This is a genomic window from Mucilaginibacter angelicae, assembly GCF_042434235.1.
Classification (GTDB): domain Bacteria; phylum Bacteroidota; class Bacteroidia; order Sphingobacteriales; family Sphingobacteriaceae; genus Mucilaginibacter; species Mucilaginibacter angelicae.
In genome coordinates this window covers 50,678-69,823 of record NZ_JBHLTS010000072.1, presented here as the reverse complement: position 1 = coordinate 69,823, position 19,146 = coordinate 50,678, and the positions used below count along the sequence as shown (strand labels likewise).

The 19,146-nt window shown below is 44.1% G+C and carries 19 protein-coding genes and 1 pseudogene; 9 read left to right on the top strand and 11 right to left on the bottom strand.

Features of this window, described 5'->3' with window-relative positions; genetic code table 11:
• Positions 1-105: 105 nt before the first annotated feature.
• The 3 genes from ACFFGT_RS23575 to ACFFGT_RS23565 are packed head-to-tail and all read left to right on the top strand — an operon-like array spanning position 106 to position 1,459.
• Positions 106-672, top strand: coding sequence for an RNA polymerase sigma factor (locus tag ACFFGT_RS23575; protein WP_377024971.1), 567 nt, complete (start codon positions 106-108; stop codon positions 670-672).
• 44 nt (positions 673-716) lie between these two features.
• On the top strand, positions 717-1,208 hold the full coding sequence (locus ACFFGT_RS23570) for a hypothetical protein (protein ID WP_377024970.1): 492 nt from the start codon (positions 717-719) through the stop codon (positions 1,206-1,208).
• Between the two features lie 5 nt (positions 1,209-1,213).
• Entirely contained in the window at positions 1,214-1,459 is a 246-nt protein-coding gene (locus ACFFGT_RS23565) for a hypothetical protein (RefSeq protein WP_377024969.1), read from the top strand.
• A 512-nt stretch (positions 1,460-1,971) separates the two neighbouring features.
• Here the strand turns inward: ACFFGT_RS23565 and ACFFGT_RS23560 are convergent.
• Entirely contained in the window at positions 1,972-2,742 is a 771-nt protein-coding gene (locus ACFFGT_RS23560; RefSeq protein WP_377024968.1) for a MerR family transcriptional regulator, read from the bottom strand.
• Between the two features lie 239 nt (positions 2,743-2,981).
• Here ACFFGT_RS23560 and rplS point away from each other — a divergent pair, with 239 nt between their 5' ends.
• On the top strand, positions 2,982-3,329 hold the full coding sequence (gene rplS / locus ACFFGT_RS23555; protein ID WP_090532282.1) for a 50S ribosomal protein L19: 348 nt from the start codon (positions 2,982-2,984) through the stop codon (positions 3,327-3,329).
• Positions 3,330-4,549: 1,220 nt separating this feature from the next.
• On the opposite strand, the pseudogene ACFFGT_RS23550 reads toward rplS, so the two are convergent.
• The 4 genes and pseudogenes from ACFFGT_RS23550 to ACFFGT_RS23535 form a co-directional block, all read right to left on the bottom strand.
• A pseudogene (locus ACFFGT_RS23550) lies at positions 4,550-5,203 on the bottom strand (phosphatidylserine decarboxylase family protein); the annotation flags it as partial.
• A gap of 26 nt (positions 5,204-5,229) precedes the next feature.
• Positions 5,230-6,036, bottom strand: a complete 807-nt coding sequence (locus ACFFGT_RS23545; protein ID WP_377024967.1) for a phosphatidate cytidylyltransferase — start codon at positions 6,034-6,036, stop codon at positions 5,230-5,232.
• Positions 6,033-6,245, bottom strand: a complete 213-nt coding sequence (locus ACFFGT_RS23540; RefSeq protein ID WP_377024966.1) for a putative signal transducing protein — start codon at positions 6,243-6,245, stop codon at positions 6,033-6,035. Before ACFFGT_RS23540 ends, ACFFGT_RS23545 begins: the two co-directional genes overlap by 4 nt.
• On the bottom strand, positions 6,246-7,190 hold the full coding sequence (locus ACFFGT_RS23535; RefSeq protein WP_377024965.1) for a CPBP family intramembrane glutamic endopeptidase: 945 nt from the start codon (positions 7,188-7,190) through the stop codon (positions 6,246-6,248). It lies immediately after the preceding gene.
• Positions 7,191-7,229: 39 nt separating this feature from the next.
• Here ACFFGT_RS23535 and dusB point away from each other — a divergent pair, with 39 nt between their 5' ends.
• Positions 7,230-8,222 (top strand): tRNA dihydrouridine synthase DusB, encoded by a 993-nt coding sequence (gene dusB / locus ACFFGT_RS23530; protein WP_377024964.1) that lies wholly within the window; start codon positions 7,230-7,232, stop codon positions 8,220-8,222.
• Positions 8,223-8,267: 45 nt separating this feature from the next.
• Positions 8,268-8,654, top strand: coding sequence for a Co2+/Mg2+ efflux facilitator ApaG/CorD (apaG, locus tag ACFFGT_RS23525; protein WP_377024963.1), 387 nt, complete (start codon positions 8,268-8,270; stop codon positions 8,652-8,654).
• A gap of 139 nt (positions 8,655-8,793) precedes the next feature.
• On the opposite strand, the gene ACFFGT_RS23520 is transcribed toward apaG, so the two are convergent.
• Together ACFFGT_RS23520 and ACFFGT_RS23515 are read right to left on the bottom strand one after the other, a co-directional pair.
• Positions 8,794-9,732, bottom strand: coding sequence for a YXWGXW repeat-containing protein (locus tag ACFFGT_RS23520; protein WP_377024962.1), 939 nt, complete (start codon positions 9,730-9,732; stop codon positions 8,794-8,796).
• A gap of 204 nt (positions 9,733-9,936) precedes the next feature.
• Positions 9,937-10,668 (bottom strand): zinc metallopeptidase, encoded by a 732-nt coding sequence (locus ACFFGT_RS23515; protein WP_377024961.1) that lies wholly within the window; start codon positions 10,666-10,668, stop codon positions 9,937-9,939.
• A gap of 144 nt (positions 10,669-10,812) precedes the next feature.
• Between ACFFGT_RS23515 and ACFFGT_RS23510 the strand changes: the two genes are divergently transcribed.
• From ACFFGT_RS23510 to ACFFGT_RS23500, 3 genes are all read left to right on the top strand, one after another.
• A complete protein-coding gene (locus ACFFGT_RS23510; protein ID WP_377024960.1) occupies positions 10,813-11,952 on the top strand; it encodes an NAD(P)/FAD-dependent oxidoreductase in 1,140 nt (379 codons plus the stop codon).
• A 307-nt stretch (positions 11,953-12,259) separates the two neighbouring features.
• Positions 12,260-12,529, top strand: a complete 270-nt coding sequence (locus ACFFGT_RS23505) for a hypothetical protein (RefSeq protein WP_377024959.1) — start codon at positions 12,260-12,262, stop codon at positions 12,527-12,529.
• Positions 12,530-12,851: 322 nt separating this feature from the next.
• On the top strand, positions 12,852-14,510 hold the full coding sequence (locus ACFFGT_RS23500) for a glutamine--tRNA ligase/YqeY domain fusion protein (RefSeq protein ID WP_377024958.1): 1,659 nt from the start codon (positions 12,852-12,854) through the stop codon (positions 14,508-14,510).
• 278 nt (positions 14,511-14,788) lie between these two features.
• Here the strand turns inward: ACFFGT_RS23500 and pgl are convergent, their stop codons facing one another.
• The 4 genes from pgl to ACFFGT_RS23480 are packed head-to-tail and all read right to left on the bottom strand — an operon-like array spanning position 14,789 to position 19,116.
• Positions 14,789-15,520 (bottom strand): 6-phosphogluconolactonase, encoded by a 732-nt coding sequence (pgl, locus tag ACFFGT_RS23495; RefSeq protein ID WP_377024957.1) that lies wholly within the window; start codon positions 15,518-15,520, stop codon positions 14,789-14,791.
• A gap of 7 nt (positions 15,521-15,527) precedes the next feature.
• Positions 15,528-17,042 carry a glucose-6-phosphate dehydrogenase gene (zwf, locus tag ACFFGT_RS23490; protein ID WP_377024956.1) on the bottom strand — a complete coding sequence of 505 codons (1,515 nt, stop codon included), beginning with the start codon at positions 17,040-17,042 and terminating at the stop codon, positions 15,528-15,530.
• Positions 17,043-17,068: 26 nt separating this feature from the next.
• The gene (gnd, locus tag ACFFGT_RS23485; RefSeq protein WP_377024955.1) at positions 17,069-18,493 is read right to left on the bottom strand and encodes an NADP-dependent phosphogluconate dehydrogenase; all 1,425 of its coding nucleotides are present in this window, start codon (positions 18,491-18,493) and stop codon (positions 17,069-17,071) included.
• The gene (locus ACFFGT_RS23480; RefSeq protein ID WP_377024954.1) at positions 18,490-19,116 is read right to left on the bottom strand and encodes an HAD family hydrolase; all 627 of its coding nucleotides are present in this window, start codon (positions 19,114-19,116) and stop codon (positions 18,490-18,492) included. Before ACFFGT_RS23480 ends, gnd begins: the two co-directional genes overlap by 4 nt.
• Positions 19,117-19,146: the final 30 nt, after the last annotated feature.

Genomic DNA, 19,146 nt, shown 5'->3' with positions numbered 1-19,146 from the left:
GGAGGGAATTAAAGAGCGTTCAAACCACACTCACTTAATCAACCAAAAACCCTAAATTAGATTGCAACCAAACAATGCATCCTGCATTATAGTGGCGTTGCAGCTATGAACCCTAACCACACCGAAGCCCAGCTTATTGAACAATGCCGAACCGATCCGGCTGCTTTCGGGCAGGTGTTCGACCGCTGGTATAAACCTGTATTTGGCTACATCATGCGCCGCTGCGGTGATTATGACCTGGCCAGGGATATCGCAGCCGAAACTTTCCTCAAAGCCTTTTTGAAGATAGGCTCATTTAAATGGAAGGGTATCGGCCTGTCGTCATGGCTTTACCGTATTGCTACTAACGAGCTTAACCAATATTACCGCAGCAGCAAATACAAACCCGAGTCGTTACAGCAATTACTGGAAAACCCGCAGATGGAAAAGCTGCTGCATGACCATGCCGGCAATGAACGCGAAATGATGGAGCAGGAGCTGAAAGCCTTTGATGATTATAACCGGATCCGCCAGAACCTGCTTAAGCTTGATATTAAATACCAGGAGGTAATTTCCTTACGCTACTTTGAGCAGAAAACCAATACCGAGATCAGCGAGATCCTGGATAAAAATGAAGGCACGGTAAAATCATTGCTTTCGCGCGGACTGGAGAAATTAAGAAATATGCTTTAACCGCTGCAACCAAAATTAACTAATGCATTATAAGGGTAATTAACATGAAAGATCAAGACGAATTTTTAAAGCAAATGGAAAATTTAGAAGTACCCGATGTAAACCCATCCCAACATCAGCACATGGTAAAAATGGCCATCATGAATGCCGGCCGCTCGGCAGCCTTGGGCCTGTGGCTGGTGATAGTGCCCTGTTATTTTTTGATATGCGTATTCATGTATTATCACTTCCACATTAACGCAAACTGGTTTAGCGCTATGTTCAGCATGATGGTACAGTTGGAAAAAGTGCCATATATTGATTATATCGGTCCGCTGGTGTTATTTATCCTTCCTATTGTTTGCATAATTATCAACCTGCTTTCCATCATTCATGTACAGGTAAAGCAAATTGACCCCGACAGGCGCAAAGTAAAAGAGGTTAACATCAGTATCAGGTTAAAACTGTGGAATATTGTACTGATCCTCATCAGCCTTGCCATTGTATTCGTGTTCATCAATTTTGCCATGACAGAAAACATATCCATCAAAAATTAATTATCATGAAATTAAACTGGTTTACCCGCAAAGGGATCATTTACCTGCCTGTATCCATTATTGGCTGGGTTATATTTGCCATGGCGCTTGCCTATGCTGTTTTCACTTTTATTGATATTGATAAACACTCCCATTCGGTTAGTGATACCCTCATCAATTTTGTATTCAACCTGCTATTGATTGGGTTGGTATACACACTAATTGCTTATTTTACTGAGAAAAAGCCGGTGCCGGAGACTGCCAAAAAATAAAATTCGGGTTTGATCTTAAGCAAGACAATAACTGTTCGAAAGAAAAAAAGCGGCGGATTGTGCGATTCCCTCCCTTGGGAGGGTGTAGGGAGGGGTTCGCCGGCAGACTTATCTGCTTTAATGACGCATAAACCCCTCCCTGCCAATGCACATCCCACCTCACCCCTCCCCAGGGTTTAAGTTTACCCATAAAATTGCTTGTCGTTTAAACAGCAAGGCGTCGTGTTTTGCCCCTCTGGGGCAAGAATATTATATAATTTTACCAGCTACAAACCTTTTGCACCTCTGGTGCATCTGTCCTTGGGCAATTAATACCTGTTTATTAAATTATAAAAATCCCCCAGAGGGGGAAAAGGTTTGTAGAAAAAAACGCCCCATCCCTTACCCGAGCCCCAGAGGGGCTCAACTCACGCACTTTACCCAATTTGACTATTGATTTTGTGGGTTAACTTAAACCCCAGGGAGGGAATAAATAATCCTCCAAACACCTATGGTCTACAGCACGATAATCCCTACTTCAATTTCGTATCAGCAAAATACAGCATACCGCTACGCATAAAAGATGCAAATTCCGGATCAGGGTTGCCATCAGCAGCAGTATACCTTTCATCGGTTACATATAGTTCGGCTAAGCCTTTGTAAGTTTCGGCCTTTAGGTCGGTAGGATCGGTAACGCCCCAGAAACTGCGGATATTGGTATAATGCCTGGCAATTTGTTCCTGCACCTCATCGCTTTCGGGCAGATAGTTTTTAAGAGACTGAAGCCTTTGGGCAATATCTTTTTGCTCTGCTTTCAGTCTTTCTATATCAAGCTTTCCTGTTTCAAGCAGCGCTTTTTCTGAGCGGGCAACTACATCCTCGCCCCATTTATCGGCGGCCTCTTTACGCCACACGGCGGCCTGTTCTTTAGGCATGCCTTCATACAGTTCTTCAATGCTGGTCATTTGTTTATTATTTAGGTTACTGATTGTTTTGTCGATGGTATTCAATAGCTTGCTAATTCTTTCGCGCCGCGCAAGCAAAGCTGTTTTATGATCACTAAGTGCTTTGCCAATATCAAAACCAGGATCATTCATGATCTCTTTTATTTCCTTAAGCGGAAAATCAAGCTCACGGTAAAACAATACCTGTTGCAGGCGTAGTAATTCATCCTCGCCATATTGCCGGTAGCCGGCCCTGGTACGATTGCCCGGCTTTAACAAACCTATTTTATCGTACAGGTGCAGCGTACGCACACTTACCCCGGCAAGCTGTGCTATTTGTTTAACAGAGTATGTTTTCATCCGCATAAAATGATTGATCACAAAGCTATGGTATGACCTAAGGTTAGGGTCAAGTACTTTTTAAAAAAAGTTTTGACAAGCGGTAAACTCCGGCTTGCTATCCACCAAAACCACAACCCGCTGTTAATAAAAAAACTAAATGTGGAAATTTTTAAATTTGGCTTTCATTTATTGAAAATAATCCCTATACTTGCAATCCGATTTTTACGGGCTAAAAATCGCATTAAGAGCTTAAAATCATGGATTTAGTAAAATTTGTTGAAGAGCAATCAGTAGAAAAAAAGCAGCTTCCATCCTTCAAAGCTGGTGATACTGTAAGTGTTCACTATAAAATCAGAGAAGGAAATAAAGAACGCGTTCAGGTTTACCAAGGTGTTGTTATTCAGCGTAACAGCGTTGGTGTAAGCGAAACTTTTACTGTGCGTAAAGTATCAAATGGCATTGGCGTTGAGCGTATCTTCCCTGTTAACTCTCCAAACATCGATAAGATCGAAGTTAACAGCGTTGGTAAAGTTCGTCGTTCTAAATTGTACTACCTGCGTGCCCTTACCGGTAAAGCAGCTCGTATCAAATCAAAACGCGTTTAATTTACCCAACCGTTTAGCGGTATATAAAATATTAAAAGGCCTTTCTGAATTAATTTCGGTAAGGCCTTTTGCTATATGATGGTTTTTAAACTGCCAGCATGGTAATTAATTGATTTTCAAACAGAACCTCAGACTTACGAAGTTTTAAAAACTTCGTAAGTCTTCAACAGCTTGTAACCCACCAAAACTACTGCCGCGGGTTTATGACCATAGGTGTTCGGAAGATGAAGATCGATTGGGAATGTTGGTTTAAAAACCCATCTCATTGCGAGGAGGGACGACGAAGCAATCTCGTAGCTATACAGATCGGACATGCATTGGCTACGAGATTGCCACGCTTCGCTCGCAATGACATATTTTTTAAATTAAAAATAGAGATAATTTCATCTTCCGAACATTTGTGGTTTATAACCCGTGGTGTTACATACCTTAAGCTTTCAGCTTAAGATACACGTTGAAGCTAAAAACTACAACAATACTGAATCACGGGTTATGCCATCGTTAAACCCGCGACAGTATTTAAAAACCCACGTCATTGCGAGGCACGAAGCAATCACCGACTTTACAGGGCGAACCTACATAGCGTCTCTGCTAATCGGGGATTGCTTCGTACCTTATAATGACGTGATTGTAAGTCATTGATTATTAGGTATATTTTTTGATCTATATTATAAATATGGGCGTTGCCTGCGGCCCGTGCTATCCGCTCATACTGCACAGGCATTAGCCACAAGGCCGGTATCCGCTACTATCACTAACGCGTCCCCCGCACACCATCGCTAAAATATATATTTAACGTCATCACGGTTTTTTTCAGGATTTTCCTGATGGTTACTCGCAATGACGCTTTTATAGTGCCTTTATTAAAAACAACTTTTCGAGAGTGCACAAAAAAAGCAGATGAAATAACCCATCTGCTTTTTCATATTAATTGTAGATATTAATTATTCGCTATCTGCCTCTTTAACTGCATCACCACTATCAACTTTCTTAGCTTTTGGCGCTGTAGATTTTTTGGATGGCTTTTCCGTAGCACCCTCTTCTGCAGCCGGGCTTTCCACCACTTCAGGCTGATCAACCACCAGCGATGGGCTTGGTGTAATGGTATTCATAGTCGGCGTTTCCTCTACCAAAACAGCAGGTTCAACCGGTGCGGCAGGAGGTTCAGGAGAAACAATTGCAGCAGGCTTCTTAGCTTCCTTTACAGGCTCCGGATCAACCAGTTCGGCTAAAACGGTACGACCGCCTTTTACTACATCACCAATGTTCACCAATATTTTAGTACCCAGCGGCAGGAAAACATCCACCCTCGATCCAAACTTAATAAAGCCAAACTGCTGGCCCTGATCAACAATATCACCTTCTTTCACATACCATACAATACGACGGGCCAACGCGCCTGCTATCTGCCTGAACAATACGGTTACACCTTTACTGTTTTCAATAGCGATGGTTGTACGCTCGTTTTCTGTTGATGATTTTGGGTGCCATGCCACCAGGTATTTGCCTTTATGGTATTTAAAATAACTTACAACGCCCGCAATAGGGTTACGGTTAACGTGCACGTTAACCGGCGACATGAAAACCGAAAGCTGAATGCGTTTATCTTTTAAAAACTCGGTTTCTTCAGTTTCTTCAATTACCACAACCTTGCCATCGGCCGGGCAAAGTATGGTATTTTCGGCTGTTTCAATATCAAAGAAAGGACTGCGGAAAAACTGCAGGATGATCAAGAATAAAGCACCCGAAAAAATGTAAACTATCCATTTTAATGTGTGCGCGGCAGGCATGTAAAACTGGATCAGCGCATTCAGCACAAAAATGAACAGAATAGTAATAGCGAGTGAGGTATAGCCTTCTTTATGTATGGTCATTATTTATTTGTTTTAATACAAAACTACTAATTTGAAATTAAGTACAGGTATGCATATACAATTGGAGCAGCCATCAGCAAACCGTCGAACCTGTCGAGCAGGCCGCCATGCCCCGGTAATATGCCCCCCGAATCTTTTACGTTGAGGCTGCGCTTGAACATGGATTCGACCAGATCACCCATGGTGCCAAAATTTGAGATGATGAGCGACATGATGATCCAATCAAAACAATTGTACTCTGTATAAAAACGGCTCAAAATATATGCCGCAAACGCACAGATCAGGATGCCGCCGATAAAGCCTTCCCATGATTTTTTAGGCGAATGCCTTTCAAACAGCTTATTGCGGCCAAACTTGCTGCCCACCAGGTAAGCACCAGTATCATTGCTCCACAGCATAATTAAAAAGCCAAGCGGTACGTGAAAGTTAAAAACCCCATCGCCCCGCGTAAAGGCCATGGCATGGAAAAATATAAAGGGTACAACAGCCATCAACAAGCCCAGGTAAGTAAAGCCGATATTAGTGAATGGTGCTGTAGATTTTTTATATAACTCGCCTATTGGGATAAAGCTAAGCAGCACGGGTAGCAGGATAATGTATTTATATGCCGGAAAATAGCAGTTAGCCGCAAAAAAGAAAAATAGGATTACGCCGGCAATTGCACCTGTAAAGCGTTCGGGTTGCATACCGCCCTGTTTAACGAGCTTGTAAAATTCCAGCAGGCAAAACAAGCTCAGTAACAGGTAAAACACACTAAAAACATATGGGCCTAACAAATTAGACCCAATCATTACGATAATAAAAAATAAGCCCGTTATGGCGCGTTGTTTCATATATTAATTTGATTGAGGATCATGATCTCAATAGCTTTGCTAAAATCCTCCTGGTGAATGTAAACCTCTATCTCGCCAAAGGTGCGATGCGATGAATCCTGTTTATTAAGCAAAACAGTATCAATATGATGCCCGGTAAGCATCTGCTTAACAATTTCTGATTGGTAAAAATTAGTTGAAGTAAAAATTTTGACCCAGTTTTTTTCCATTTAACTAAGCAGCGGGCTTTTTCCTTTTGCAGTATTTCTGTACATAAAAAGCAAAATTAAAATAATTATCACGCTTAACGCATAGCTCTGGTAATTAAATACGTGCTGATCGTTAGGATCAAGCGTTATTTTTTTCTGCTGATACAGGTAAAGGATCACAACCTGGGTAGCATTGTTTAAAAAATGTGCCCAAACACTTGTCCAGATGCTACCGCTCCACATTACAAAATAGCCGAAAAACACACCCAATGCCACACGCGGCAAAAAGGTAAAGAATTCCATATGAAAAGCACTAAACAGAATTGCAGTGATCCAGATAGCAGCATGTGGATTTTTTGTTAGCCTGATCATGATGGTTTGAAGCGCCCCCCTGAATAAAAACTCTTCGGCAATGGCAGTTAATAAACCAACAACCAGCACGGCAAAAAGCATATCCCATACGGTGTTCATCTGCAGCATAGCCTCGGTTGCTTTTACTGCCTGGGCTTCCATAGCACGCAAAATATCTTCAAGGCCTTTTAAAGAAGCCGGCAATGCCAGTTTCTGATTAACATTTACCAGCACCTCCATAACCGGCGATGAGCAGATCATGATAGATAAGATGAGCAGCAATAGCACCGGCGGGAATTGAAAAGTGGCCTTCAGATAGTCTGCAGGTTCTTTTACAATAAAACGGGCAAAAATCAAAGGGGCAATAAACAGGGGCAAGGTGGTGCTGATGATCTGCAATGTCCATAAGGCCGCGCCAATATGCGGGTTTTGAGTATTAAAACTGATAGTATCGCCAAGGGTTTTGGTGCCGAATACTAATCCGATAATACCGGCAGCTATTAAACCGCACACAATCAGCATCCCTATGGTTAGCGCAATTAGTATTATAGATTGTAAAAACGGAGTTATTTGACTTCCCTGTGGCTGAGGGGCTTGAGATGGGGCTTTTATCATTCGATGTAAAATTCGTATTTTTGCAGGCTAAAGATAAGGATGTCTGTACAAATAGGAAATATTGATTTAGGGGAGTTCCCGCTGTTGCTGGCGCCGATGGAGGATGTGAGCGATCCGCCCTTCCGTTATGTATGCAAGCAAAACGGCGCGGACATGATGTATACAGAGTTTATTTCAAGCGAAGGCCTGATCCGCGATGCGGCAAAAAGCAGGCAAAAGCTTGATATTTTTGAGTACGAAAGGCCTATCGGCATTCAGATCTTCGGCAGCGATATCGACCATATGCGCGAAGCTACAGAGATTGCCTCTCTTGCCGGCCCCGACCTGATGGATATTAACTACGGCTGCCCGGTAAAACAGGTGGCCTGTCGCGGCGCAGGTGCAAGCTTGCTACAGGATATTGATAAAATGGTTGCCATGACCAAAGCGGTTGTTGAGGCAACACACTTACCGGTGACTGTAAAAACCCGCCTGGGTTGGGACGATAATACCAAAAACGTTTATGAAGTTGCCGAACGCCTGCAGGATGTAGGGATCAAAGCACTTACCATACATGGTCGTACCCGCGCACAAATGTACAAAGGCGTGGCCGACTGGTCGCTGATCCGGGATATCAAGAAAAATCCGCGTATAAAAATCCCCATTTTCGGCAATGGCGACATCGATTCGCCCGAGAAGGCAGCCGAGTGGCGCATGCAATACGAGGTTGACGGCATGATGATTGGTCGCGCAGCTATCGGTTATCCGTGGATTTTTCGCGAAATAAAGCACTATTTTAAAACCGGTGAATATCTTGATAAGCCAACAATTACCGAACGCATTGCCGCCTGCAGCGCTCATTTACATAAATCAATAGAGTGGAAAGGCCCTAAAACGGGCATTTTTGAGATGCGCAGGCATTATTCTAACTACTTTAAAGGGATAGATCACTTCAAAGAATTCAGGATGCGCCTGGTTACTGCCGCTGATCTTGAATCAGTTAACCAGATCCTGGCCGAGATTGAAGAAAAATATGCCATTGAAATGGCTTAATATTTGCTCCCTTTCCATATATTTGAAATAAACGATACTTGTCACATGGTTACCACTATAACTGAGGGTGTTAAGGTTTCCATCGAAACCATATATCAGCCGGAGTATTCAAACCCGGCAAACGATCATTTTATGTTTGCTTACAAAGTAAGCATCGAAAACATGACCAACTACGCCATCAGGTTGATGAGCCGTCACTGGTATATATTTGATTCAAACGGTGCAAAGCGCGAAGTGGAAGGCGAAGGAGTAGTAGGTCAGCAGCCTGTTATTGAACCAGGCCATACCCATGAGTACGTATCAGGCTGTAACCTTAAAACAGATATGGGCAATATGAAAGGCGAATACCACATGATCCGCCTGCTCGATAACGCCACATTTAACGTTCAAATCCCTGAGTTTTATTTAATAGCACCGTACAGGTTAAATTAGTCGCCCCCCGGCCCCCTGAAGGGGGAGTTTTTGAATTGCCCGTTTTTTATGCTAAATAAAAAGAAAGCCGGATGATTTTCATCCGGCTTTTGATTTTATATTATCGCTATTGTTCCCCCTTTAGGGGGGTAGGGGGTTCCTAACGTTGTCTTTCCCTGTGCGGTTTCTCTTCATGTGCGGCCGGAGCTTGCCTGCGGGGGGCTCTGTTACTATGTTGCCCTGCAGGCCTTGCACCACCATTATTTACAGCTGCGACATTTGTCCTCCTGACGGGAGAGTGGCTGTTACCCGAATTATCAGCGGGAGGGGCAGCATTAACATTGTGAGCCGGGCTATTCCCTGCATTCGCTCTTACTGGTGATTGAGACCGGTTTCCTTCCGATGTAAAACGGCTTCCGTTAACCCTGTTCATGGCTGCGGTAGACGGGTGGCCATTGTTATTTCTTGCAAACTGGCTTTGGTCTTTCACCGCAACCTGCCGGTGACTAATTTGATCTGAAGTTGGCTGTACGTGCTCTTCCTTTTCGGCGGCACGTTCCTGTGGACCCGGCTTAGCAGTTACGCCACCCGGCCCGTTAAAGCTATTGTTATTAACGGTAATATTATTAACAACTGTTTTATTGATATAGGTATTATGTACAACCGTGTTATTAACATTCACAACGGCAGTATTGTACTGAAATGAATTACCGGCCCAGCGACCGCCAACATAACCGCTACCTCCGTAACCGTAGCCATAATTTACCCCTCCGTAAAATCCGATATGATGGCCCCAATATCCTTCATGGTAAACATAAACGGCGCCGTCATAACCCCAGTAACCGGGTGTCCACAAATAACCAACTGCCGGTGGACTTACCCATACTCCCGGCACCCAGTAATATCCGCCATCCTGGTCATAAGCCCAATAACCCGGTGTCCACAAATATCCGTCAACAGGGCAGGGTGGCTGTGTATAAGTTGGCAGTACAGGCGGTGCTATATTTACAGAGATCCCTATACTAACTTGTGCATAGGTTTTAACAGATGCTGCTGACATTACCAAAAGCACCATAAATACGCATGTTATCTTTTTCATAATCTATGATTTTGGTCAAACCTACCTGTGTAACATGAACATCACATTAAGTTTCGGCCGGTTAAATGAACAGATCATGAAGATTCCCCCCGGCCCCCTAAAGGGGGAGAGTAAGCGTCACTCTATGAAATACAAAGGCCTGTTTCCGAATAGAACAGGCCTTTGTATTTTACAATAATCGTTCCCCCTTCAGGGGGTTAGGGGCTAATTTCGTCTGTTGTTAAACAAAAACGAAGCATAATAAACCAGCGTAGCCAAAGCGCTCAACGCGGCAACTACGTAGGTCATGGCAGCCCACCAAAGGGCATCTTTGGCCATTTCATGTTCCTGTCCGGTTTGTACTACGGCATAATTGTTATCTAACCAGGCCAAAGCACGGCGGCTTGCGTCAAACTCAACCGGCAGGGTTATAAAGCTAAAAAATGTAACCAGTGCCAGCGCAGCAACACCAATAGCCAAAACATAAGGGTTTCCAGAGAAGAACAGCAGCATGATGCCGATAAACAAAGTCCACTGAGTAATGGTTGATGCCACATTAATGGCAGGTACCATTGCCGACCGGAAACTTAACCAGCCATAAGCTTCGGCATGTTGTACAGCGTGGCCGCATTCGTGCGCGGCAACGGCGGCGGCGGCAATGCTGCGGCTGTAAAAAACATCGGTGCTCAGGTTAACCGTTTTTGTTTCGGGGTTATAATGGTCGGTAAGCTGTCCTTCAACGCAAATTACCTGTACATCAAATATACCATGGGCGCGCAGCATTTTCACGGCTACTTCCTGACCCGATAAGCCAGACATTAAGCCAATTTCAGAATACTGCTTAAATTTACTCCTGAACCTCCATTGTACAATGAAGCTTACCAGGGCAACAATAATCATCAGGAACCAGGCCGAGTTCGGCGCTATGTATCCCATAATTAATGATATGTGATTCATATGATATTGATAAATATTTATTTAAAACTAAGTAGGTTGAAACCTTGCAAACGTTACAGCTCCTGTTCAAAAATTATTCCGCTTTATTTAAAGCCCCGGTAAACAATTACCTTTTTGCATCCCGATTCTTTACTTTTGACATCAATGGAGCCATCATTTTCATACTGGGAACGCAGCGCATTTACCGATAATGCCGACGTAATTATCATAGGCAGCGGCCTTGTGGGTTTAAGTGCAGCCCTGCATTTAAAAAAACAGCAGGCATCGCTAAAAGTTTTAGTGCTGGAGCGCGGCTTTTTACCATCGGGCGCCAGTACTAAAAACGCTGGTTTTGCCTGTTTTGGTACAGTTTCTGAACAAATTGAGGCAATAAATCACTCTTCCGAAGCCGAAGCCATGCGCCTGGTAGCTTACAAATGGAAAGGGCTGCAGCGTTTAAGGCAAAACCTGGGCGATGCACAAATTGACTATCATCAGCATGGCGGCCATGAGCTATTTATGGATCATGAAGAAAGCCACGCGCATGACTGCATCGACAAAATAGATCATCTCAATAAATTATTGCAGCAGGCTATTGGCCGGGCTGACATTTATTCAGTAGCTGATGAAAAAATTTCAGCATTTGGCTTCAGTAAAGTGAAGCATATCATATACAATCCGTTGGAAGGGCAGATCCATACCGGCAAAATGATGCGTGCTTTACTGTATAAAGTATATGAACTGGGTGTATTGGTACTTAACAATTGCAGCATCACTGCTCTTGAGCAGGAAGATAAGCATATCAGGTTAATTACATCGCAAGGCATTTTTAAAGCGGGCAAAGTAATTTTGGCTACCAACGCTTTTGCAAGCCAGCTCTACCCCGGGCTTGATATAGTGCCCGGCCGTGGGCAGGTAATGGTTACTAAACCCGTTGCCGGGCTAAAGCTTAAAGGCACTTATCATTTTAACCAGGGCTACTACTATTTCCGCAATATTGATAACCGTGTATTGTTTGGCGGCGGCCGCAACCTCAACTACAAAGCCGAAGAAACCTGGGATTTTGGACATACCGACGAGGTTAAACAGCAATTGATAACCTATTTGAACGAAGTTATCCTGCCAGGACAAAATGTAGAGATTGATTACTGGTGGAGCGGCATCATGGGTTTCGGGCAGGAGATCAGCCCGATAGTAAAACAAGTACAGCCCGGCATTTTCTGTGCTGTGAGGTGTAATGGCATGGGTGTGGCTATGGGGAGTTTAGTGGGAGAGGAAGTGGCAGAGTTGGCGCTTAATTCATAAAACACTGAATACATATTCGATGTTTGTCATGCTGAGTGTTTAAATCCGTTGGACTCTGAAGGTGCAATGACATCTCCACCACGTCATTGCGAGGCACGAAGATAACCGACCGTAGGGAGCTCATTAATACCTATAAAAATCAAATTATAATTATTAATAATCCCCGACAGGCAGGTAACGATCTTTGTTCTATTAACTAACATCGTCGCGCTCTTGGCCGCGCGGGGCCAGATACTTTTGTCTTGACACAAAAGTATCCAAGACCGAGCGATAGCGAGATAACGAACACCATCCCTAAAAAACAACTGTGAGTAACTCAAGTCAGCAGATAGGCTTCTTTGCCGCACAGGCCTTTGCCCTGCAAAACGGTCAGAACCACGGGCTGCAATTATTTTGCCCCGCTGTGCTCGCGCTTTCCCTATGCTTCTGCAAAAACTTGCTATGCCCCTTCCTGCGCTCAAGGCCATCATTGTTCTGCCCGCTTTCACCCGAAGCTTACCTGCTGACGAGAACATTCTTTATTTATCATGTCATGGGTACATCTTCGTCGTCATGTATAGCGGCTCTGCATCTTTAAGAAGATCCTTTGCTATCGCTATCCATGACATAATAAAAACGGGGGTCATGCTGAGCCCGTCGAAGCATGGTGGACAGGGCCTCTGCGCGCGTCCTTCGACAAGCTCAGGATGACAGGCCCTCTTTTTGTCGTTTCACCTTCAGAGTTCGCTGGATTTAAACTCTCAGGATGACAAACACTATTTTGAACATTTAATTTAGTTCATTTTTACCCTTTGCATCTTCGCGCCTTTGCGCGATTAACCATCTCCATCTAACAGAACACTTCTTAGTGCACACCGCATAAAATTTTGTTACTTTTGCCCATATTGCTATACTTATTTATGAGCGAAGAAAGATCACTGAACTTTATAGAGGAAATTGTTGAAGAGGATTTGGCTGCCGGTAAAAACGACAACCGTGTACTTACCCGTTTCCCGCCCGAACCTAATGGTTACCTGCATATTGGCCACGCCAAGTCAATTTGCCTTAACTTTGGTTTGGCAAAAAAATATAATGGCCTTACCAACCTCCGTTTTGACGATACCAACCCCGTTAAAGAGGATGTTGAATATGTTGACAGCATTAAGGAAGATGTAAAATGGCTTGGCTTTGATTGGGCCAATGAGCTTTACGCTTCTGATTACTTCGACCAGCTATACAACTTTGCTGTCGAACTGATCAAAAACAACCTGGCTTATGTTGACGATAGTACTGCCGAAGAAATAGCCGCCCAGAAGGGTACGCCTACCGAACCAGGTACGCCTAATCAATACCGCAGCCGCTCTGTTGAAGAAAACCTGCAATTGTTTGCCGATATGAAGGATGGCAAATATCCTGATGGTGCCAAGGTACTGCGTGCAAAGCTTGATTTGGCATCACCTAACATGCACCTGCGCGATCCATTGATGTACCGCATTAAGCATGCCCATCACCACCGCACAGGCGATAAATGGTGCATTTACCCGATGTATGATTTCGCACACGGGCAGTCAGACGCTATTGAAGAGATCACGCACTCTATTTGTACATTGGAGTTTGTACCTCATCGCCCTTTGTACGATTGGTTTATTGAGCGGTTAAATATTTTTCCCTCAAAACAATACGAGTTTGCCCGTTTAAACCTTAACTATACGGTAATGAGCAAGCGCAAGCTGCTGCAACTGGTTACAGAAGGCCATGTTGACGGCTGGGACGACCCGCGCATGCCTACTATCAGTGGTTTACGCCGCCGTGGTTATACTCCCGCTTCTATCCGCGAGTTTTGCGAGCGTATTGGCGTGGCTAAACGCGAAAACATGATAGATGTTGGCCTGCTGGAATTTTGTATCCGCGAGGACTTAAACAAAACCGCATGGCGCCGTATGGCTGTACTTGATCCGGTTAAACTGATCCTTGATAACTACCCTGAAGGCGAAACTGAAGTGATGCACGGCGAAAACAACCCCGAAGTTGAAGGCGGTGACGGCGGCAGGGACATTCCATTTGGTCGTGAGCTGTGGATAGAGCGTGAGGACTTTATGGAAGTTGCTCCAAAGAAATTCTTCCGTTTAGGTATCGGGCTGATGGTGCGCCTTAAAAATGCCTATATCATTAAAGGCGAAAGTATTGTTAAAGATGCCGATGGCAACATCACCGAAATACATTGCAGCTACCTGCCCGAATCAAAATCAGGCAATGATACCAGCGGTATCAACGTAAAAGGCACCATCCACTGGGTAAGTGTTGAACACGCTAAAACCGCCGAAGTGAGGCTGTATGATCGTTTATTCCAGGTTGAAGACCCATCAAACGAGGATGGTGACTTTAAGGATTATATCAACCCTAACAGCCTGCAGATCTTATCAACCGTATACATCGAACCAGATTTGGTTAATGCCGAATTAGGCAAACCTGTTCAGTTTATGCGTAAAGGTTATTTCACTTTAGATAAAAACTCTACTGAAGATAAGCTGGTATTTAACCGCACGGTGACGTTGAAGGATGGATGGGGTAAAAAATAGCCTCGCCCCCCGGCCCCCTAAAGGGGGAGTTTTAGAATTTCAAAAGCGGGTTGAACCTTTGGTTCAACCCGCTTTTTTATGCCAATTTCTCTATTCAACCAAGTTGTCCCATAAAAACCATGTCATTGCGAGGTACGAAGCAATCGCACGGAAGCACGACCGCCCTGTATGGTATGCGATTGCTTCGTACCTCGCAATGACATGGTGTGATATTTAAACAACAAAAAGGGCTCAAGCATAATGCTTAAGCCCTTTTACTATTCAATTGAATAAAATTGTTATTCTTTATTCTCCAATGCTTCAGCAGCGGCTTCATCTAAAAACCATTCTACTTCGCCCGATATTGAATCGATAAGCTGCGCAGGATAAAGTTCAATATCCTCATCATCTTCCAGAATGTGTTTTACGGCTTCGGCTTTACCTGCTCCGTAAACTAAAAATGCTATTTGAACAGCGTCATTAATTAACGGGGCGTTCAGAGTAATACGCCATACCTGCTGGTCTTCCAGCCATACTTCTTTTACACCGGGTATACGATCATGCAGTACCGGTGTATAAGGGAATAATGATGCAGTGTGTGAATTATCGCCCAGGCCTAATAGTACCAGGTCAAAACTTACTTCACCATCGTCAAAAAAGGCGGAGATGATCTCCCAGTATTTGGCAGCAGCTTCGGCCGGCTCAAATGAGGTGTCAACCGCAAATATATTGCCCGGGTTTATCATTAAGGGCTCAAACAGCGCCTTTTTAGCCATCAGGTAATTGCTGTCCTTATGGTCTTGGGGCACGTTTCGCTCATCGCCAAAAAAGAAGAAAACCTTTTCCCAGTTTACCTGGTCGGCATAAGTTGTTGATGCTAACAGCTCATATAGCTTTTTAGGTGAGCTTCCGCCCGAAAGCGCCACGCTGAACTTACCATTTTTGTTAATAGCTTCGGTAGCCAGGGTAACAAAATGATCGGCCAGCCCGGTTAAAACTTCACCTTCCGTGTTATAGATATTCAGTGTCATCAGCTTTTTATTTTTTACCGTTTACAGGTAAAGTAAACCAATTATAGCCATCGCGGGCAATTAAAGCTTCAGCAGCTTCAGGGCCCCATGAATCGGCCGAATAATTAGGGAAATTCAGGCTCTTTTTACTTTGCCATGTGCTCAGGATAGGCATTACCAGTTCCCATGCAGCTTCCACCTGGTCACCACGCATAAACAGGGTTTGGTCGCCCATCATGGTATCCAAAATCAGTGTTTCGTAAGCCTCAGGTGCCTGGTTGGTATAAGTACCTTTGTAATCAAACACCATATCAACGGCGTTTAATACCATATCAATGCCAGGGCGTTTAGCCTGTACCTGCAAACGGATGCTCATTTCAGGCTGAATGCTGATAATAAGCCTGTTTTGCTGCCAGCTTTCTGTTGCCTCGGCAGGGAAAATCTGGTGTGGAACGTCCTTAAACTGGATGGTAATAACCGATGAAGACTGGTGCATCCTTTTACCTGTACGCAGATAAAAAGGAACACCCTGCCAGCGCCAGTTGTCAATAAAGAATTTAATAGCCGCAAAAGTTTCGGTATTTGATTCCGGATTAACTTTTGGCTCTTCGCGATATCCAGGTACTTCTTTACCTTTCATCCATCCGCTGCCATACTGACCCCTAACAGTGGAGCTACGCACATCCTCAGCAGTAAATTTGCGCATGGCTTTCAGCACATCAACCTTGCGGTCGCGTACTTCATCGGCACTAAAGCTGATTGGCGGCTCCATAGCAACGTGGCAAAGCAATTGCAACAGGTGGTTCTGGATCATATCCCTCATCGCACCTGAGCCGTCGTAGTAATCGCCGCGTTCTTCAACGCCTAACTGCTCGGTAACAGAAATTTGAACGTGCTCAATATGGTTACGGTTCCATAGCGGCTCCATAATGGAGTTTGCAAAACGGAAAGCCATGATATTTTGAACCGTTTCTTTACCAAGGTAATGGTCAATACGATAGATCTGGCACTCGTCAAAAATGCTCTTTAATAACTGGTTCAGGTCCTTCGCTGTTTCCAGGTCATGACCAAACGGCTTCTCAATGATGATCCTTACACGTTTCTTATCATCGGCCAGTTTGGCTTTTGATATGTTTGATGCAATGATCGGGAAGAAATTAGGCGCTACCGCAAGGTAAAACAACACGTTTGCCTTGGTTTTCCACTCGGCATTGTGTTTCTCGATACGTTTGCCAAACTCTTTATAAGTTTCAAAGTCGTTGGCATCCGATACCTGGTAATAGATGTTTTTAACAAATTCGGCCCATTGTTTATCGTCTGTTTTACCGCTGCGCGAAAACTGGTTGATATCCTTATACAGGTTCTCCCTGAATTGTTCATCAGTAAGCTTGGTACGACCGGTACCTATGATGGAAAACTGCTTAGGCATCCAGCCATCTAAAAATAGATTATATAGGGCCGGTGCAATTTTCCGGGAATTTAAATCTCCTGTGCCACCAAAAATGATGAATATGGTAGGATCTGATTTAGTGCTTGTGCTCATTGTTGTATTTTAATTAATACCGTTAATTAATCGTTTACCGGTGCCCATTGTGTATGGAAAGTACCTTCTTTGCCAATAAGCTCATAAGTATGCGCACCGAAGTAGTCGCGCTGGGCCTGGGTAAGGTTTGAAGGCATCCTTTCGCTGCGGAAAGCATCGAAATAACTTAATGCCGAAGCATAACCCGGAGCAGCAACACCGGCAGCAATAGTGGCCGATAATACTTTCCTGATGCCCGGTAAAGTTCCGGCAACCAGTGCCTGAACATCGCTGTCAAGCAACAGGTGAGGCAATTGCTGATCTTTGCTGTAAGCGTTGTAAATATCGTTCAGGAATTCTGAACGGATGATACAGCCGCCTCTCCAGATCTTGGCAATTTCGCCCAAATGAAGATCATATTTATACTCTTCAGATGCTTTGGTAAGCAGGTGCATACCCTGAGCATAAGTAACGATGCTGGTAAAGTAGAAAGCCTGCTCTAAAGCAACCAATAATTCTTCCTTATCGCCTTTCAGGTCGATAGGGTCATTATACAGCGTTGAAGCTTTTTCACGCAGTGATTTGTATTTTGACAGATCGCGCATGGATACTGATGTATCGATGGTTGGGATAGGGGTTACCAGGTCCATAGCCACTTGTGATGTCCATTTACCGGTACCTTTAGCTTTGGCTTCGTCCTTAATATCATCTAACAATAAATGATCGGTGCCCGGAGCTTTATATTTGAAAATATCTTTGGTGATATCTAACAGGAACGATTGTAAACGGCCTTCGTTCCATTTAGTGAACAAGTCGCCTATTTCATCATTACCTAACTTCAAGCCTTTTTTCAGGATCTCATAAGTTTCAGCAATTACCTGCATAATACCGTACTCGATACCGTTGTGTACCATTTTAACAAAGTGGCCCGATGCGCCGGGGCCAATGTAGGTAACACAAGGCTCACCGTTAACTTTAGCGGCAATAGCTTCAAAAATAGGTTTCATTACAGCGTAAGCATCCTTATCGCCACCCGGCATCATGCTCGGGCCGCGGCGGGCACCTTCTTCACCACCTGATACACCCATACCGAAGAAATGCAGGCCTATGGCTTCCAGTTCTTCAACACGACGGTTGGTATCGGTAAAGTGCGAGTTACCGCCATCAATCAGGATATCGCCTTTTTCCAATAACGGGGTTAATTCCTCAATTACAGCGTCAACAATTTTACCGGCAGGCACTAACATCATGATAGCCCTTGGCGTGGTTAGGCTTTGTATAAATTCCTTAACATCGGCAAAACCTTTAGCGGCCCTGTCACCAGCTTCCTGGTTCAATGAATCTACTTTACCGGTATCTTTATCGTGCCCGGCCACCGCGAAGCCATGATCGGCCATGTTCAGCAGCAGGCTGCGACCCATAACACCCAGGCCTATCATGCCAAAAGCGTATTTGTTTTCTGTTGCGCTCATTTTGTTTTGAGGTTTTCTTTTTTAAGTGTTTCTAAAATCTTTTTTGTGCCTTCGAGGCTGGTATGCTGGAACGAGCGGATACCTAATTTCTGCGCCGTATCAACAAACATTTTCCTGTCGTCAAAGTACACACATTGTTGTGGTGATGCCTGGGCTATGCCCATGGCCAACTGCCAGATGCCGGGATCAGGTTTACGCATTTTCACTTCGCATGATGATATAAAGGCATCAAAACACTCATGCAGCTTAAACTTGCGCACCCGGTAATCATTCAGTTCTTTACCTTCGTTATTAAGCGAAATAATACGGAAGCCGCAATCTTTTTTCCACTCTTTAAGAAATTGCAGCATCGGCAATTCAACCGACGTAGAGAAGATAAATTCCTTAAAATCTTCGCGTACAAAATCCCTTGGGTGGTTAAATATCACCGTATCAAGATATTCGTCGAGCGTGACGCTGCCAATTTCGTATACGTTGAAAATAAAATTGTGCAGGGCGTTAACCTCGGCATAGTCGAGTTTAAAACGTTTGGCCGCTTCTTCGCGGGCTTCGTGTCCCCATCCGTTCGACAGCAAAATACCGCCCACGTCGAAAAAAAGGATCTTCAGATCAGCAACTTCCATAGATGTAGTTTTATTGTTAGTCCTGAGTCG